This window comes from Inquilinus sp., from assembly GCF_039594555.1.
Taxonomy (GTDB): domain Bacteria; phylum Pseudomonadota; class Alphaproteobacteria; order DSM-16000; family Inquilinaceae; genus Inquilinus.
On the sequence record NZ_JBCNNF010000005.1, the window covers coordinates 30,779 to 45,284 of the forward strand.

The 14,506-nt window shown below is 68.0% G+C and carries 12 protein-coding genes and 2 pseudogenes; 6 read left to right on the forward strand and 8 right to left on the reverse strand.

Annotated elements, in window-relative coordinates; genetic code table 11:
- Positions 1-5 precede the first annotated feature (5 nt).
- The gene (locus tag ABDW35_RS01175) at positions 6-917 is read right to left on the reverse strand and encodes a LysR substrate-binding domain-containing protein (protein ID WP_343712009.1); all 912 of its coding nucleotides are present in this window, start codon (positions 915-917) and stop codon (positions 6-8) included.
- A 175-nt stretch (positions 918-1,092) separates the two neighbouring features.
- Between ABDW35_RS01175 and ABDW35_RS01180 the strand changes: the two genes are divergently transcribed.
- From ABDW35_RS01180 to ABDW35_RS01195, 4 genes are all read left to right on the forward strand, one after another.
- On the forward strand, positions 1,093-1,710 hold the full coding sequence (locus tag ABDW35_RS01180) for an isochorismatase family protein (RefSeq protein ID WP_343712010.1): 618 nt from the start codon (positions 1,093-1,095) through the stop codon (positions 1,708-1,710).
- Positions 1,711-1,962: 252 nt separating this feature from the next.
- Entirely contained in the window at positions 1,963-3,582 is a 1,620-nt protein-coding gene (locus ABDW35_RS01185; protein WP_343712011.1) for a serine hydrolase, read from the forward strand.
- A 157-nt stretch (positions 3,583-3,739) separates the two neighbouring features.
- Positions 3,740-4,492: a transcriptional initiation protein Tat gene (locus ABDW35_RS01190; protein WP_343712012.1), complete on the forward strand. Its 753-nt coding sequence runs from the start codon at positions 3,740-3,742 to the stop codon at positions 4,490-4,492.
- Positions 4,493-4,494: 2 nt separating this feature from the next.
- Positions 4,495-5,505 carry an AraC family transcriptional regulator gene (locus ABDW35_RS01195; RefSeq protein ID WP_343712013.1) on the forward strand — a complete coding sequence of 337 codons (1,011 nt, stop codon included), beginning with the start codon at positions 4,495-4,497 and terminating at the stop codon, positions 5,503-5,505.
- Here ABDW35_RS01195 and ABDW35_RS01200 read toward each other — a convergent pair.
- From ABDW35_RS01200 to ABDW35_RS01210, 3 genes are read right to left on the reverse strand one after another with little or no spacing between them, the layout of a single operon-like run.
- Complete coding sequence (locus tag ABDW35_RS01200; protein WP_343712014.1) at positions 5,497-6,039, reverse strand: cytochrome c; 543 nt, start codon at positions 6,037-6,039, stop codon at positions 5,497-5,499. The genes ABDW35_RS01195 and ABDW35_RS01200 overlap by 9 nt on opposite strands.
- The gene (soxC, locus tag ABDW35_RS01205; protein WP_343712015.1) at positions 6,026-7,297 is read right to left on the reverse strand and encodes a sulfite dehydrogenase; all 1,272 of its coding nucleotides are present in this window, start codon (positions 7,295-7,297) and stop codon (positions 6,026-6,028) included. The genes ABDW35_RS01200 and soxC overlap by 14 nt, the downstream gene beginning before the upstream one ends.
- A 43-nt stretch (positions 7,298-7,340) precedes the next feature.
- A complete protein-coding gene (locus ABDW35_RS01210) occupies positions 7,341-7,724 on the reverse strand; it encodes a DUF302 domain-containing protein (protein WP_343712016.1) in 384 nt (127 codons plus the stop codon).
- Between the two features lie 351 nt (positions 7,725-8,075).
- On the opposite strand from ABDW35_RS01210, the gene ABDW35_RS01215 reads away from it, so the two are divergent.
- Positions 8,076-9,047: an MBL fold metallo-hydrolase gene (locus ABDW35_RS01215; RefSeq protein ID WP_343712017.1), complete on the forward strand. Its 972-nt coding sequence runs from the start codon at positions 8,076-8,078 to the stop codon at positions 9,045-9,047.
- Between the two features lie 188 nt (positions 9,048-9,235).
- Positions 9,236-9,406, forward strand: a pseudogene (locus ABDW35_RS01220) (integrase); the annotation flags it as partial.
- A 378-nt stretch (positions 9,407-9,784) separates the two neighbouring features.
- On the opposite strand, the gene ABDW35_RS01225 reads toward ABDW35_RS01220, so the two are convergent.
- From ABDW35_RS01225 to ABDW35_RS01240, 4 genes and pseudogenes are all read right to left on the reverse strand, one after another.
- Positions 9,785-11,545 (reverse strand): MOSC and FAD-binding oxidoreductase domain-containing protein, encoded by a 1,761-nt coding sequence (locus ABDW35_RS01225; RefSeq protein ID WP_343712018.1) that lies wholly within the window; start codon positions 11,543-11,545, stop codon positions 9,785-9,787.
- Between the two features lie 53 nt (positions 11,546-11,598).
- The gene (locus ABDW35_RS01230) at positions 11,599-12,480 is read right to left on the reverse strand and encodes an aldo/keto reductase (protein ID WP_343712019.1); all 882 of its coding nucleotides are present in this window, start codon (positions 12,478-12,480) and stop codon (positions 11,599-11,601) included.
- A 245-nt stretch (positions 12,481-12,725) separates the two neighbouring features.
- Positions 12,726-14,219: an MFS transporter gene (locus ABDW35_RS01235; protein WP_343712020.1), complete on the reverse strand. Its 1,494-nt coding sequence runs from the start codon at positions 14,217-14,219 to the stop codon at positions 12,726-12,728.
- A pseudogene (locus ABDW35_RS01240) lies at positions 14,216-14,506 on the reverse strand (HlyD family secretion protein); the annotation flags it as partial. The pseudogene ABDW35_RS01240 and the gene ABDW35_RS01235, both read right to left, overlap by 4 nt.

A 14,506-nucleotide genomic window follows, 5' to 3' on the forward strand; every position in this document is an offset into this window, starting at 1 on the left:
ACGATCTACATCAGGACGGCCTTCGGGAACTCCGCCGCCAGATGGTCGAGAAAGGCGCGAACTGAGGGCAGCAGCCCCTGCCGGTAGGGAATCAGGGCGGTGATGGTGGAATCCCCGGCCAGCCAGTCGGGCAGCACGCGCTGCAGCGCGCCCGACCGCACCGCCGCCCGGCACACATACCCCGGCAGCGCGACCACCCCGAGGCCCTTGATCGCCGCCCGCTGCAGGCCGACCATGTCGTCGCCCAGCAGCCGAGGAGCCAGCGGCATCACGATCTCGTTCTTCGCCTGCCGCGCGTGGCGAAGCCGCCAGACCGGGGCGACCCCCGTCCGCATCATGAACAGCGAGGGATGGGCCTGCAGCTCCTGCGGCGTCCTCGGCGCGCCATGGGCGGCGAGGTAGTCCGTCCCCGCGAACAGGAACCAGGGGGCCGGGGCGAGCGTCCGCTGCACCAGGTTGGAATCCGGCAGCGGATCCGAATGCGCCCGGATGGCGATGTCGTAGTTCTCGCCGATGATATCGACCGTCCGGTCCGCCGCATGCGCGACGACATTCACCTTCGGATACTGGGCCAGGAAGTCGGCGATGATGTCCGACATCGCGAACTGCATGGTGGCGACGCCGGCGGTGCACCGCACTGTCCCGCTCGGCTCCGCCAGGCGCTGGCGGACCACCGTCTCGGCCTGCTCCGCCTCCCGCAGCATCGCCACCGCGTGGCGGTAGAAATCCTCTCCCGCATCGGTCATTCCGAAGCGCCGTGACGTGCGGTTCAGCAGCCGCACGCCGAGGCTGCCTTCGAGCTGCTGAATGCGCTGGCTGAGCGTCGATTTGGGCACCCGCAGCGTCCGTCCGGCCGCGGTGAACCCGCCCCGATCGACGATCTGCACAAAGTAGAAGAAATCGTTCAGGTCCAGCATGCCCTGCCCTATCGTTCGCCCATACGGACGCTGGGTTCCGGTTTAGCCGACTTCTGGGCCGCTGGGCCAGGGACTAGCTTCCGGTCGTCACGACGGCTGGCCCGGGCGCTTCCACCTCGAAGCGCAGAGCCCCGCCTCACCACGCCATCAGAACCGAAGCCTCGCAGAGGATGCCATGTCCGTTCGCAGCTATGAGCCGCTCACCACCGACAATGCCGCGCTGATTCTCGTCGATCACCAGATCGGCCTGATGACCGGCGTCCGTGACTATTCGACCGGCGAGCTGAAGCACAATGTCGTCGCCCTGGCCAAGGCGGCGAAGGCGCTCAGCCTTCCGATCGTCGTCACCACCACGGCGCGTGACAGCATGTGGGGACCGACCTTCCCCGAGCTCGTCGACGCCCTGCCCGGCATCGAGATCATCGACCGCTCCACCGTCAACGCCTATGACGACGCCCGCGTCGCCCAGGCGATCGAGGCTACCGGCCGCAGCAAGCTGATCTTCGCCGGCATCTCGCTGGAGGTCTGCGCCGCGTTCCCGGCGATGACCGCCGTCGCGCGGGGGCTGGACGCGTATGTGGCCGTCGACGCGTCCGGCACCTTCAGCGAGACCAAGCGGCAGGCAGGCCTGCTGCGCATGCTGCAGGCCGGGGTCGTCCTGTCCGACTACGCGACCCTGATGGTCGAGATCCTCAAGGACAACGGGCGGCCGGAGGCGGGTGCGGTCTACGGCGCGCTCGACATGCCCTGGGCCACGCTCGTGGGCCAGATCGCCGGCGCCTTCGGCAAGTAGCCCCTGGCCTGCCGACCTGGACCGGCTTCGCCGCCACAGCCGATCGCCGGTCCCGATCGAGCTCGCCGCGAAGGCGGGCACGTGGACCCGGCGCTCCTCGTGACACGATCGGTTTTGATCCGATCGGTCATTTCATTGAGCCCTGGGGGCATCCCGTCCAATCGAGGATCGAATTAAACCTTCATCGGCCGACCGCAGAGCGCCATCCGACACCCACTCGCACCAGCCCCCTGTTCCTTGGAGTACGCAAGCTTGTTCGGGAAACGTCACCTCCTGGCGGCGACTCTGCTCGCCTCCCTCTCCAGCGTACCGGTTGCGCTCGCCGCCCAGCCCGTCGCGACGGACCGCTACCCGACCACGCGCGGCAGCGCCGTGCTGCAGAGCCATGGCGAGACCATCGACAAGATGATCGCTGATTTCGTCGCCAAGAACCGCCTGCCCGGCATCACCATGGCGATCGTGCAGGCGCCGTATATTCCGCGCTCGGCCGGCTATGGTCGCATCAACCTGGACAATGACGAGCTCGCCTCCACCAGGACGATGTGGAACATCGGCCCTATCACCCAGGCATTCACCGCGGTCGCCGTGTTCCAGCTGCAGGAGCAGCACAAGCTCGACGTCCACGACCCCGTGTCGAACTACGTCGCCGACCTGCCGGCGGATTGGGGCAAGGTGACGATCCTGCAGCTGCTGCAGCATTCGTCGGGGATTCCGGATTTTCGGGACAACGGCTTCGACGTCACCAAGGCATACCAACCGGCCGATCTGCTGAACCTCGTCCGCGACAAAAAGCTGCTGTTCGAGACCGGGACGGATGCCCGGCTGAGCGCGACCAACTTCATCCTGCTGGGCCTGGTTGTCGAGAAGGCCAGCGGTATGACCTATCAAGACTATGTGACCAGGTATCAGATCGAGGCGCTGGGTCTGACCAGCACCATGTTCGCCCGCGACCTGCCGACCAGGAGCTTCCTCGATCGACCCATGCCGCAGCCCGGCGTCAACCAGCACGTCAAGTTCACGTCGCAGGTCGAGTATATCGACCCGGTCGAGCCGGCGACGGGCTACCGGGAGGCCGACGGCCGGATGACCCCGGTCGGGACCGACGCCTCCGCCGGCCTCTACGCGTTCGGCGGCATCTGGTCCTCGGCCGAGGACATCAGCAAGTGGGACATCGCCCTGGCCGGCAGCGTCCTGGTCAAGGACAAGGCCGATCGCGAGCTGATCTACAAGCCGACCACCCTGGCCAACGGCAAGGTCGTGCCGGCGATGGCGGGGTGGGAGTTCACCCACCATCCCGGCTTCATGGAGATCAAGGGCAGCTCGCCGGGCTTCAGCTCCTATCTGAGCCGGTTCACGGCTGCCGAGGAGCTGGTCTGCGTGACGCTGCTGACCAACAAGGAAGGCGTCGACATGACCGGCCTGGCCCGGGAGATCGCGGAGGCCTACAAGGCCGGCCTCGGCCCGGATGTCGACCCGCACATCGTCGTCGCCCAGGAAAGCAAGTTCGGCGCCGACGAGACAGTCGCCCGGATCAAGGCGCAGCTCGCCGCCGACAAGGTCCCGGTCTTCGCCACCTTCGATCACGGGGCCAACGCCAAGGATGCCGGGCTGGAACTGCGCCCGACCCAGGTAGTCGTGTTCGGCAATCCGAAGGTCGGCACCAAGATCATGCAGGACAACCAGGCGGCCGGAATCGACCTGCCGCTGCGCGTGCTCGTCTGGCAAGACCGGCTGAACCGCGTCTGGATCGGCTATCCCAGCTTCGACAGGCTCGCCGCGGATTACGGCCTGACGGATGAGAAGCCCCTCCAAGCCGTCGCCGGCTATGTCGAGAAGCTCGTCCGGGCATCGGCCAACGTCTACGCCTACTGACACTCTCTTTGACGCTCGGGGCGATACCGGTCACCGCCAGCCTGGCACCGGCCTCGCCGAGGATCTCACGCACGGCCCCCGCCTGCCTTCCCTCCCCAGGACAGATCTCATGGACAGCATCCTTTCGCCGACAGGCCGCCGAACCGCCCTGCGCCTCATGGGCCAGGCCACCGCCCTCGCCGCCGCGGCGGGCGCCGCCCGGCCAGTCGCGGCAGGAGCCCGGCAGCTCCCGGCTCCCACGCCGGCGACGGGCGAGCTCGGGGAGCTTGCCGTTCGGCTGACCGCGGCACCGCGCCGGCGCGGCTTCCAGACGGTGCCCTTCATGCTGACGTCGCCCGACAGCTGGGACCAGGAGGCCGCCGGCGATGTCCTCACCTACCGGTACCGGTCGCGCCAGATGTGGGAGGTGACCGAGCTGTCGACGCCATGGCTCAACCTGATGCGCGAGGCGATCAACGGCCAGGTCTTCGCCCTCGGCAATCCGGAGTTCCTGCCCGTCGCCGCGGTCCATGGCACCGCCCATCTGGCGCTGTTCGACCAGCCGACCTGGGACAGATACAAGCTGGCAGGCTTGACCGATGGCAAGCCCGCCGCGAACAGCTTCATTCTCGAAAAGCCCGGCGTCTCGCCCGCGGATGACCTGCAGGACCTCGAAGGCTTCTACGGGCCTGCCAGCAACAACATCCCCTCGCTGCAGCGTCGCGGCGCGGTGTTCATCGCGTGTCACGATTCCATTCATGCCATCGCCCGCAGGCTCCACGGCATACCGGACTTCGCGGCGACGCCCGCCGACGTCATCGCGGCCGAGCTGACCAACGGCCTCATCCCCGGCGCCATCCTGGTCCCCAGCGTGGTTGCCTTCATGGTCGAGCTGCAGCGCGCGGGCTTCACCTACGCCAAGGCCGCGTGACCATGGCGCGGCGCCAGGCCGTTCCGGGCATTTCCGCGCCGTCGGAAACGCCCGACGATCCGCTGAGCAGCCTGGCGCAGCTCCTGCAGGTCCGTCCCTTCCTCGACGAGCTCTGCGACTTCGGCGGCAACTGGGCGTCACCCCATCCGGCCGACCGTCATGGCTGGGCTTATTTCCACATGCTGACGCGCGGAGAGTGCGAGCTCGAGGTGGCCGGCCGCGCACCGCTGCGGCTGGCGGCCGGCGATGTGGTCCTGCTGCCGCATGGCGACCCGCATGTGCTGCGAGCCCTGCCGGGCGCGAGCGGCGTGCAGGCCGACACGGTCAGGACCTATCGCAACGCCATCCGACACAAGGCCAGCCTCGACACCGAGCCCGACACCCAGATCATCTGCGGCCGGCTGCAGTTCGAAGCGGCGGCGGAGAGCCTGGTGATCGCCGCCCTGCCCGAGCTGATCCTGCTGCGCGGGCCGGAATGGACCGATGCGCTGGAGTCGCGGCGCCTGCTCGAGACCATCCGCGACGAGCTGGACGCGGATCGGCCCGGGGCGGCCGCGATCACGATCAATCTGGCCAGCGCCCTGTTCGTGATGCTGCTGCGGGCGCATCTCGCGGCCAGCGGCGCATCCGGCGATCTGCCGCGCCTGCTCGGGAATCGCTGCACGGCACGCGCCGTCCTGGCGATGCTGCGCGAACCCGCTCGGCCCTGGACCCTGGCCGAGCTGGCCGCCATCGCCGCAACCTCGCGTGCGACCCTGGTCAGGGCGTTCCGTGCGGCCGTAAACTACCCGCCCCTCGCCTTCCTGACCGATCTGCGGCTCGGCCTGGCGCGGCGCCAGCTAATGCGAGGCTCCGCCCCGGCACAGGTCGCGACCGAGGTCGGATACCAGTCGGAAAGCGCGCTGAGCCGGGCGATGCACCGACGGCACGGTGTCCGCCCGGGTGAGATCCGCCGCGCCGGCGAGGCGGCCTCGGCCGGGCGGCGGATCCAGGGCGATGCGCCGCTACCTTGAGTTGGTGATCACCCGGAATTCGGGCTCCGGGATGAAGCCGTCCCGGTTGGGCATCGTGATCTTCGGCAGGCTGGATTTGTCCAGCGTGGCACCGGCAGGCACGATCCCGTTGAGGTTGAGGAGATACGCGACCACCGCGTAGGTGTCGTCATCGCTCAAGGATCCCGGGGCCGGATACGGCATCGCGCGGCGCACATAGTCGAACAGCGACGTCGCATAGGGCCAGTAGCTGCCCACGGTCTTCACCGGCTGGCTGGTCGCCAGCGTGCCCTGCCCGCCGACCAGCCGGTCCCTGTAGCCCCCCTGGCCCGCGTCGCCATGGCAGGCCGCGCAGTTCTCGTCATAGACCGCCTTGCCGCGGGTCACCGTGCCGCCGCCGTCGGGCAGTCCGGCCCCGTCCGGCCGCACGTCGATATCCCAGGCCTTGATCTCGTCCGGCGTCGCCGGGCGGCCGAACTCGTACGCATCCGCGGCCGAGCCGCCGAGCACGCAGGCCGCCAGACAGGCCAGCACCGTCTTGCTAATCGAGAACATTGCGCACCTTCCCCGCCGCATCGATGCTCCAGGTCTGCTGGGCGCTGTAGTGGAACAGGGCATTCTCGCCCATGGCCGCGATAAAGGCTTTGCGGTCGGGCTGGACGTTGCCCCTCTCGTCGGTGGAGCGGCTGACGATCTTCGTGGGCGTCCCATCCCACACCCAGTCCATGTCGAAGCGGGTCTGGGCCTTCGACAGCACCGGCCCGTTCAGGCGGGCCCGGCTCCAGGTCTTTGCGCCGTCGGTGCTGACCTCCACCCAGTCGATCTTGCCGTAGCCGCTCCAGGCCAGCCCGGTGACGCGGTTGTAGCCGGGGCTGATCTGCATCATCCCGGAGGGCGAGGTGATGACCGAGTTCACCTCCTGCCGCAGCTGGAACTGGCGCGCCTTGCCATTCGCCAGAAGCTGGGTGTAGCGGGCCGTCTCCCACCGCGTCATGAACGGCTGGTCCCCGAATTTCAGGCGGCGCAGCCATTTGATGCTGAGATTGCCCTCAAATCCTGGGATGAACAGCCGCAGCGGGAAGCCATGGGCGGGCCGCAGCGGCTCGCCGTTCTGCCCGTAGGCCAGCATCGCCTCCCCGATCACCTCGTCGGTCAGCGGGATGCTGCGGGCCACGGCCGCCCCGTCGTCACCCTCCGCCAGCATCCATTTGGATGCGCGATCGACGCCGACGAGGTCGAGCAGGAAGGACAGCGGCACGCCCGTCCATTCATGCGTGCTGACCAGGCCGTGCGTGTTCTGGACGGTGACGTCGTCCGGCGCGGTCTTCCAGTTCTCCCACCCGTTGCCGGTGCATTCGAGGAAGGCCACGCGGGAGATCGACGGCATGGCCCGGATGTCGGCCATCGTCAGCACCAGCGGCTTGGCCACCATGCCGTGCACCAGCACGCGGTGCTTGGCCGGATCGATGTTCGGCGTGCCGGCATGGCTGCGCACATAGTGCAGGTCCGACGGCGTGATCGTGCCGAGGAGCTGGTCGAGCGGCGCTTTCGAGTTGATCGCGTCGGCCGGATCGACGTTGCGGATCCCTGGGCCAGCCTCGGGAATGCGCGCGATGTGGACGTATTCCGAGCGTTCGCTGTAAGCGCCCAGCACGTCGCCCGGCTCTCGCGCCGGCACGTCCGCGATGGTGTCGGCCAAAGCTGTGTGGCCGGCGGCGACCGCGCCGGCAGCGCCCGCCGACGCCGCGAGGAAACTTCGGCGCGACACGGGATCGGGCGACGGTCCCGCTGCCGCCTTTTGATCATTTGTCATAGTGAGATCCTGTTTTCGGAAAGCCGGTGACGGTGAGAGCGGCTCAGCCGGCGGCCGGCGACGCTATGGCACCGGCGATCAGCGCTTCGGCCGGGGCCAGCCTCTCGGTCATCCCAGCGGGCAATCCATGCCGGCCTTCGAACGCGGCCGAGGGGTTGTATGTCACGAAGACCGTCCCGCCCTCCCCTTCGCGCACCAGCACCCGCAGCGGCAGCTCCAGGGCGAAATCCGGCGCGGCGAGCATGAGCGGGGTGCCGCCCTTCGGATTGCCGTAGACGAGGACGGTCGTCGCCGGCATGTCCAGCCCGACCGACAGGGCGGCGGCCCGGTGATCGACCTCCGCGAAGATACGGAATCCCCTGCCCTCCAGCGCCGCTCGCAGCCGCTGGAGGGTCTCGGGGTGGGAATAGGCGCTCTCAAGTCTCATGGTGTCCTCTGGACATGCGCGGCCCAGGCAAAGAACCGATTTTGGCCGCCAGCACCGGTGCCGGAGGCCGGTGAGATCCTGCGCTCTGACGCGCCGCGCGTTGATGACCGGAAGGCGCGTTGTCATGACCGATGGGATCAATCTTCCGCCCTCAGTGGACCACCCGGCCTTCCACTGTCATCATCGTTCCGGGCGACACTCCGCCGGGAAGGCGAATGATCCTCTTGGTCATGTTAATGCGCCGCCGGGTCATCAACGCGCACCGCCGGACGGTGCAGAGTTCGCGCTGGTCGAATCCGACCGGCCGTTCCGTCGCGGCTCGACGCCGCCCCCTCACGCAAAGGATCCCGCATGTCCATGCCGCATCACCATGTCATGTCCCGTCGCGGCTTCTGTACCTGCTGTGCCGTTGCGGCCGGGGCGGCCGCCCTGGGCGGTTGGCTCACGCCCGCCCAGGCCTTCGTCGAGGCGCGCGACATCGTGGATTTGATCCGTGACGACGCTGCCAAGCGGCGCATCACGGTCCATTCGTTGCGCCGGGGCGTCAGTATCCTCGAAGGATCGGGCGGCAACATCGCGGTTCTGACCGGCCCCGACGGCAAGGTGTTCGTCGACGCCGGCATCACGGCGTCGCGCCCGCGGATCCTGGAGGCCGCCAAAGGCCTGGGCCGGCAGCCGATCACGCATCTGATAAACACCCACTGGCACTTCGACCACACCGACGGGAACCAGTGGCTGAACCAGGACGGCGCGGCCATCATCGCGCATGAGAACACGCACAGGCACCTGCTGTCGGCCCAGCGGGTCGAGGATTGGGACTACACCTTTCCGTCGCCTCCCCTGTCAGCCGTGCCGTCGGAACTGGTGGGCGCGGAGAAGACGCTGAACCTGAACGGCGCGACGATCGCCCTCAGGCATCCGGGCCCTGCCCATACGGACGGCGACCTGACGGTGACCTTCGGCGAGGCCGATGTGCTGCATTGCGGCGACATCTACTGGAACGGCATCTATCCGTTCATCGACTACTCCACCGGCGGCAGCATCGACGGCACGATCAAGGCGGCAGAGGGCATCCTGGCCGTCGCAACCGCCAAGACGATCGTGATCCCGGGTCACGGCGACCCGGTGAGCGACCGGGCCGGGCTCGCTGCCTATCGCGACATGCTGGTCGACATCCGCGAGAACGTCGCGACGCTGAAGCGTCAGGGCCGCCCAGTGGACGACATCGTCGCCGCGAAGCCGACTGCGGCCCATGACGCGAAGTGGGGCCAGTTCCTGATTTCGCCCGACTTCTTCACACGATTGGTCTACCAGGGGGTGTGAACCGTTGTTCCAAGCGCCATAAGCGGTCGCCGCGTCCTTAGTTCGAAACCGGAAATCATGGTCCGCAGAGGCGCGCTGATGGATCCCGCCGTTGGATTTTTGCTTTTGGCTCCACAAACGGTCAGACTTTAGGCCCCTCTCAAGCGGACCCGGGATGGGTGGCAGAGGCTGGCCTCGATTGTCCATGCTATGGGACACGCTCGATGCGTCGCACCAAAGCCGCCCAGATCTAGCGCAAGACCGGCAATCTAAGGGCGGTTCAACTTCTGCTCGGCCATCGGAAGCTCGAATGCACCGTCCGCTATCTCGGCATTGAGGTTGACGATGCCCTCAGCCTCTCCGAACAACTCGATCTCTGACGGCATCGCGGACCCTGACCATCGATACATCTCGCCGGTCGGGATGGAGGTCCTCCCGCCCGGCCGGCCTGCGCCATTTCCGGCCATAGGAAACATTGTTCCGATTCCGGACATCGCTCGAACCGCGGAATTCAGCGCCTCTCGGTCAGCGTCGGACTCTGAGCGCGCCCGAATGCGGCCGTCACACCGGCTCTACGAAGCGGACATGTTCGGGCGCAGTTGCCCGCGGTCATCGCGTATGCACACTGGGACCGGACACAGCAGGACCGGCCGTGTCGCACGGTTCGCGATCGGTGCGACCTAACGACGGCCCTCGAAACCGCGCACTGATCTCCAAACGCGGCTTACCGCGGGATAGCCTGTCGATGTCCCGTCCGACTACAGTTCGATCGCGATATCCCCGGATGGGCGGCAGCAGCAGATCAGCACGTTTCCCTCCGCGGGCGGATCGAGCGGATCAGGCTCATAGCTGACAGATCCGTTCACGAGACCCGTCTCGCAGCTGTGGCAGACACCGCTCCGGCAAGCCCATCTCACCGGCACGTCGCAGGCTTCGGCGAGTTCGAGGAGGCTGTTGAATCCCGCACCCCACCGGACGGTAAGGCTGCTCCGGGCGAATGAGACGAGCGGGCCGGTACCATCGGGTCCTTCGGGCGGATGCGGCGGCTTCCGGGGCGTGGCCACCACGCCCGGCGTCATCGATGGTCCCGATCCGAAGATCTCGCTGTGGATCCGGCCTGCCGCAACGCCCCAGGCCTGCAGTCCGGTGGTGAAACCGGCGAGGAAGGTGGCCGGCCCGCACAGATAGAAGTCTGCGTCCTGCGGCACGCCCAAATCCTGGAGCAGCTGGATACCCAGCCGGCCGGGCGCGTCGAAATCGAGAGCCGGCCGGTCGCCGGGGCGCGGCGCGCTGTAGCGGATGTGGCTGCGGCCGTGAGGCAGAGCCGAAAGGAGGACTCGGACTTCACTGGCAAAGGGGTGCTCGGCCCCGTCGCGCGCGCCGTGGATCCACCACACCTCTCGCTGAGACGCGGCGGCGGCCAAGGCATGGAGCATCGCCAGAACCGGCGTGGCGCCGATCCCGGCGCTCAGCAGCACGACAGGCCCATCGCCCGCCGCCAGGGTGAAGCTTCCGCGCGGGGCGCCGGTCTCGATCAGGTCTCCGACCTGGACCACGCTGTCGATATAGGATCCGGCGGCGCCATGCGGTTCCCGCTTGATGCTCACGCGGTAGCGTGTGTCGCTCGGCTCATCCGACAAGGAGTAGCTTCGCAGGAGTGCGGGCGCATCCGGCGCCGGCTTCAGCCGGAGCACGATGAACTGCCCCGGCAGCGCCCTTGCCAGGGGATGTCCGTCAGTGGCCTCGAGCGTCAGCGACGTCACCAGGCTGCTTTCGCGGTGCTTGCGCGACACTCGCAGCGGCCGGAAGCCTGTCCAAGCCGGGGGCGGCCCCGACCGGGGGGCGAGCCCGGGATTGCCCGTCACATCGCCGCCATCCGCACGGTCGAACAGCACCTGGAACGAGCCGCGCCAGCCGGCGCTCAAGGCGGGGATGCGCAACGCGCGCTCCAGCTCGCTCCTGGGATGGCCGGGCTTGTACAGAAGCGCGTTGGTCGCGGCGACGGTCATGCCTTCGGGACCGGCCGCGACCTGCACGATCTCGTCGCCGGCACCGACCTCGCCTTCCTGGATCACACGAAAATAGAAGCCCGGCCGATCATGAGCGACGAGCAGAGCTGGCATCCGCGGCTCGTCCATGCGGATGCCGAGCCGATAACAGGTCACGCGCGGCTGCGTGACCTCCAGCACGGCGCCACCGACGCGGAAGCGGTCGCCGATGCAGACCTCGTCGTCGGGCAGGCCGTCGACGGTGAAGTTCTCGCCAAACATCCCATGACTGAAGTCGCTTCGGCCGAGCCATTGCTGCCAGTAGCGATACGAATCGAGCTGGTAGACATAGACGGCCCGATGCTCGCCGCCATGCCCCGTGAGATCACCCTGCCCGTCGCCATCGATATTCAGGCGCCGGACCATGCGCCGCCCCTGCACCGGCGTCTTCCAGACGCCGGTGTGGACCGTCTGCCCCCGCCACGGGATATCGCGCGGCAAACCCACATTGAGCGAACGCAAACGTGCCATCGCCGGTCCTCCCGATCTCCATGCTCACGAAGTGATCGGACATCCGCATCGGCTCACCTGGTCCGGGGAATGAAGCCGGGCACGCCGGTCTGCACCACGCTGTTGAACCGGACGTTCGTCGTGATGTGGTCCCGGATCTCCCTCATCGCGTCCTCGGGCAGGGCCGAGATATCGACACTCTGCCGGATCCTGTCCGGCTTGGTCGAGGTGGTCAGGAACGCCGTGCCGCGCTGCACGGCCCAGGCCAGCGCGACCTGGGCAGGCGTCTTTCCGACATGCCGGGCGATCGCCGTGATCACGGGATCGTCCAGCAGATTCGGCTCCATGCCGTGCCCCAGCGCAGCGAAGGCCAGCAGGATGATGCCGTGCTGGCGACAGAAGTCGAGCAGTTCCCATTCCGGCAGATAGGGATGGGATTCGACCTGCACCGCGGCGGGCTTGATCCGGGCCACGGCGACGATCTCTCGCAGCTTTTCCAGCGTGATGTCGGACAGACCGATCGACTTGCACCGGCCCTCATCCACCAGGCGCTCCAGCGCGTGCCACGTCTCGGCCAGCGTCACCCCGGAATCGTAGATCACCTGACCGTTCTCATCCCTCGGGTCCTGGTCGTCACCCGGCCGGAAGGCGAAGGGGGTGTGGATGATGTAGCAATCGATATCGTTGACCTGCAGCCGCCGGCGGCTGGCATCGAAGGCGGGCTTGACCCGGTCCGGCCGGTGATTGGTGTTCCACAGCTTGGTGGTGATGAAGACATCTTCGCGCCGGACCATGCCGGCCTTGAAGGCAGCCTGGAAGGCGTCACCGATCGCCTCTTCGTTGCGGTAGCGTTCCGCGCAGTCGAAATGGCGGAACCCCGCCTCCAGCGCCGTCGTGACCGCCTGCCGGGTCGCGACGGGGTCCGGGATCAACGTGCCGAACCCGACGGCGGGCATCGCCCCGGACCCATGGGCGAGAGGGATCCTCGTGTCGCGAAGCGAATCCGGGGCTGGCATGTTTGTCTTCCTGTGTCCGAGTTGACCGGGCATTCGCCGCGGCCGGGTTCGGCGTCGAGCGGGATAAGCCCGCTCGAGAATAGATGTCGCATCCCCCTTCCCCGCCCGACAGTAGACGATGGTATCGCCGCACGGGGTCAAGGTAGGCACAACTCGCGGCCGGTCGTCGGATGGGCCGCCAGGCGTTAGCCGGCCGGGCGCGGCCGGCGCAGGAACAGCGCGAGCGGGGCCACGGCCAGCATCACGATCATCATGAGCTTGAACTGGCCGATGATCCCGACAAAAGCGGCCTGACCCGTCACCAGATGGTTGAGCGCGGCGAGCCCCGGGCCGGAGACCGCATCCGCGACATGGGCCCCGGCGCGGCCGGGGACGAGGGTTTTGGCCAGCGCCAGGTGCATGGCCTGGGTGTTCTGATGGAAGAAGGTCTGCACCAGCGCGATGCCGATCGTGCTGCCGTAGAGCCGCGACAGGTTGAACAGCACGGTGCCCTCCGGCCGTAGCGCCGGATCCAGCGTGCTGAACGCCGTCCTGGTCAGCGCCGGCATCAGGATGCCGAGGCCGGCGCCCTGCAGCGCGCCGGCGACGACCACGGGGCGCCAGTCCATACCGGGCGAGTAGCCGAGCATCCGCCACGTCGCGGTGACCACCAGGGCGATGCCGCCGAGCACGAGCAGCCGGGGGTCGATCCGAGCCGGCGCGCGCAGGGTCAGGACCAGCGCCGCCACCAGGGCGACGCCACGCGGCGCCGTCATCAGGCCGGTGGTGTCGGCCGGGTAGCCCATCAGCTCGTCCAGCATCGGCGAGGTCAGGGCCATGGTCGGCAGCAGCACGAAGCCGAAACCGAAGAAGAGGATCGTCGACAACACGAAGTTGCGGTCCCGGACCAGCGCCTTGTCGAGGAAATGCGCACGGCTGGTCACGACATGAGCGAGGTAGAGGCCGAAGCCGAGCGCCGCCACGCCGGCCTCGACCCGGCTCTCGACCGAATCGAACCACTCGACCCGCTCGCCGCGGTCGAGCAGCATCTGCAGCCCGATGACGCCGAGCGAGAAGGTTGCAAGGCCGAAGAGGTCGAGGGGCGCCGGGCCCGTCCGCCGCTCCGGCGGCGACAGCGCCATCGCCAGCAGGCAGACCCCGGCCAGCAACAGGCCGAAGTGGAAGATTGCGGGCCAGCCATATTCCTCGCACAGCCAGCCGCCGAGGCTGGGGCCGCTGACGATGCCCAGCACCAGCGTCACGGTCCAGGCCAGGCTGATGCGGGGATGGCGCGGGGCCGGCACGGTGTCGAGCAGGATCGCCAGCGCCAGCGGCGCGATCGGGCCGCTGGCGCTGCCCTGCAGGATGCGGGCGGCGACGAATTGCAACGATGTGGTCGCCAGCGTGGCGAGCACCAGGCCGACGGCGAAGACGACGAGCGACAGCTGGAACACCGTCTTCCGCCCGAAGCAGCCCGCCAGCCATCGTGCCATCGGCATGGTGACCAGGCTGGCGGCGATATAAGCGGAGAAGATCCACCCGGCCTCGTCATCGGCCATCGACAGGCTGCCCTGGATGTGGAGCAGCGCGGCGTTGGGCAGCGAGATCGCGGCCGCCTGCAGATAGGTCGCCAGCAGCGCCGCCGCGATGATGGTCCGCCGGCCATCCGCCGCCGCGCGGGACAGGGTGACGGCGCTCATCGCCCTGCCTCCGCCGCAAAGGCGGTCATGAACACGTTTCGCCAGCTGCTGCGATACCCAGTGTCGACCCGCACGGTGGCGCTGATGCCGGAGAACAGCGGCCAGGCCGGGTCGGTCCCGTCCAGCTCCAGTCGCACCGGCAGGCGCTGAACCACCTTGATCCAGTTGCCGGTCGCATTCTCCGGCGGCAGCACCGAGAAATCCGACCCCGTGCCCGGGCTCATGCTGGCGACATGGGCCTTGAAGGGGTGGCCCGGATAGGCGTCGACATCGATGGTCGCCGGTTG

What these genes read in the sequence shown, in the direction of transcription:
- ABDW35_RS01175 (WP_343712009.1), bottom strand. Translation starts at nt 917, where the DNA reads ATGCTGGACCTGAACGATTTCTTCTACTTTGTGCAGATCGTCGATCGG.
- ABDW35_RS01180 (WP_343712010.1), top strand. Translation starts at nt 1,093, where the DNA reads ATGTCCGTTCGCAGCTATGAGCCGCTCACCACCGACAATGCCGCGCTG.
- ABDW35_RS01190 (WP_343712012.1), top strand. Translation starts at nt 3,740, where the DNA reads ATGGGCCAGGCCACCGCCCTCGCCGCCGCGGCGGGCGCCGCCCGGCCA.
- ABDW35_RS01195 (WP_343712013.1), top strand. Translation starts at nt 4,495, where the DNA reads ATGGCGCGGCGCCAGGCCGTTCCGGGCATTTCCGCGCCGTCGGAAACG.
- ABDW35_RS01200 (WP_343712014.1), bottom strand. Translation starts at nt 6,039, where the DNA reads ATGTTCTCGATTAGCAAGACGGTGCTGGCCTGTCTGGCGGCCTGCGTG.
- soxC (WP_343712015.1), bottom strand. Translation starts at nt 7,297, where the DNA reads ATGACAAATGATCAAAAGGCGGCAGCGGGACCGTCGCCCGATCCCGTG.
- ABDW35_RS01210 (WP_343712016.1), bottom strand. Translation starts at nt 7,724, where the DNA reads ATGAGACTTGAGAGCGCCTATTCCCACCCCGAGACCCTCCAGCGGCTG.
- ABDW35_RS01215 (WP_343712017.1), top strand. Translation starts at nt 8,076, where the DNA reads ATGTCCATGCCGCATCACCATGTCATGTCCCGTCGCGGCTTCTGTACC.
- ABDW35_RS01225 (WP_343712018.1), bottom strand. Translation starts at nt 11,545, where the DNA reads ATGGCACGTTTGCGTTCGCTCAATGTGGGTTTGCCGCGCGATATCCCG.
- ABDW35_RS01230 (WP_343712019.1), bottom strand. Translation starts at nt 12,480, where the DNA reads ATGCCCGCCGTCGGGTTCGGCACGTTGATCCCGGACCCCGTCGCGACC.
- ABDW35_RS01235 (WP_343712020.1), bottom strand. Translation starts at nt 14,219, where the DNA reads ATGAGCGCCGTCACCCTGTCCCGCGCGGCGGCGGATGGCCGGCGGACC.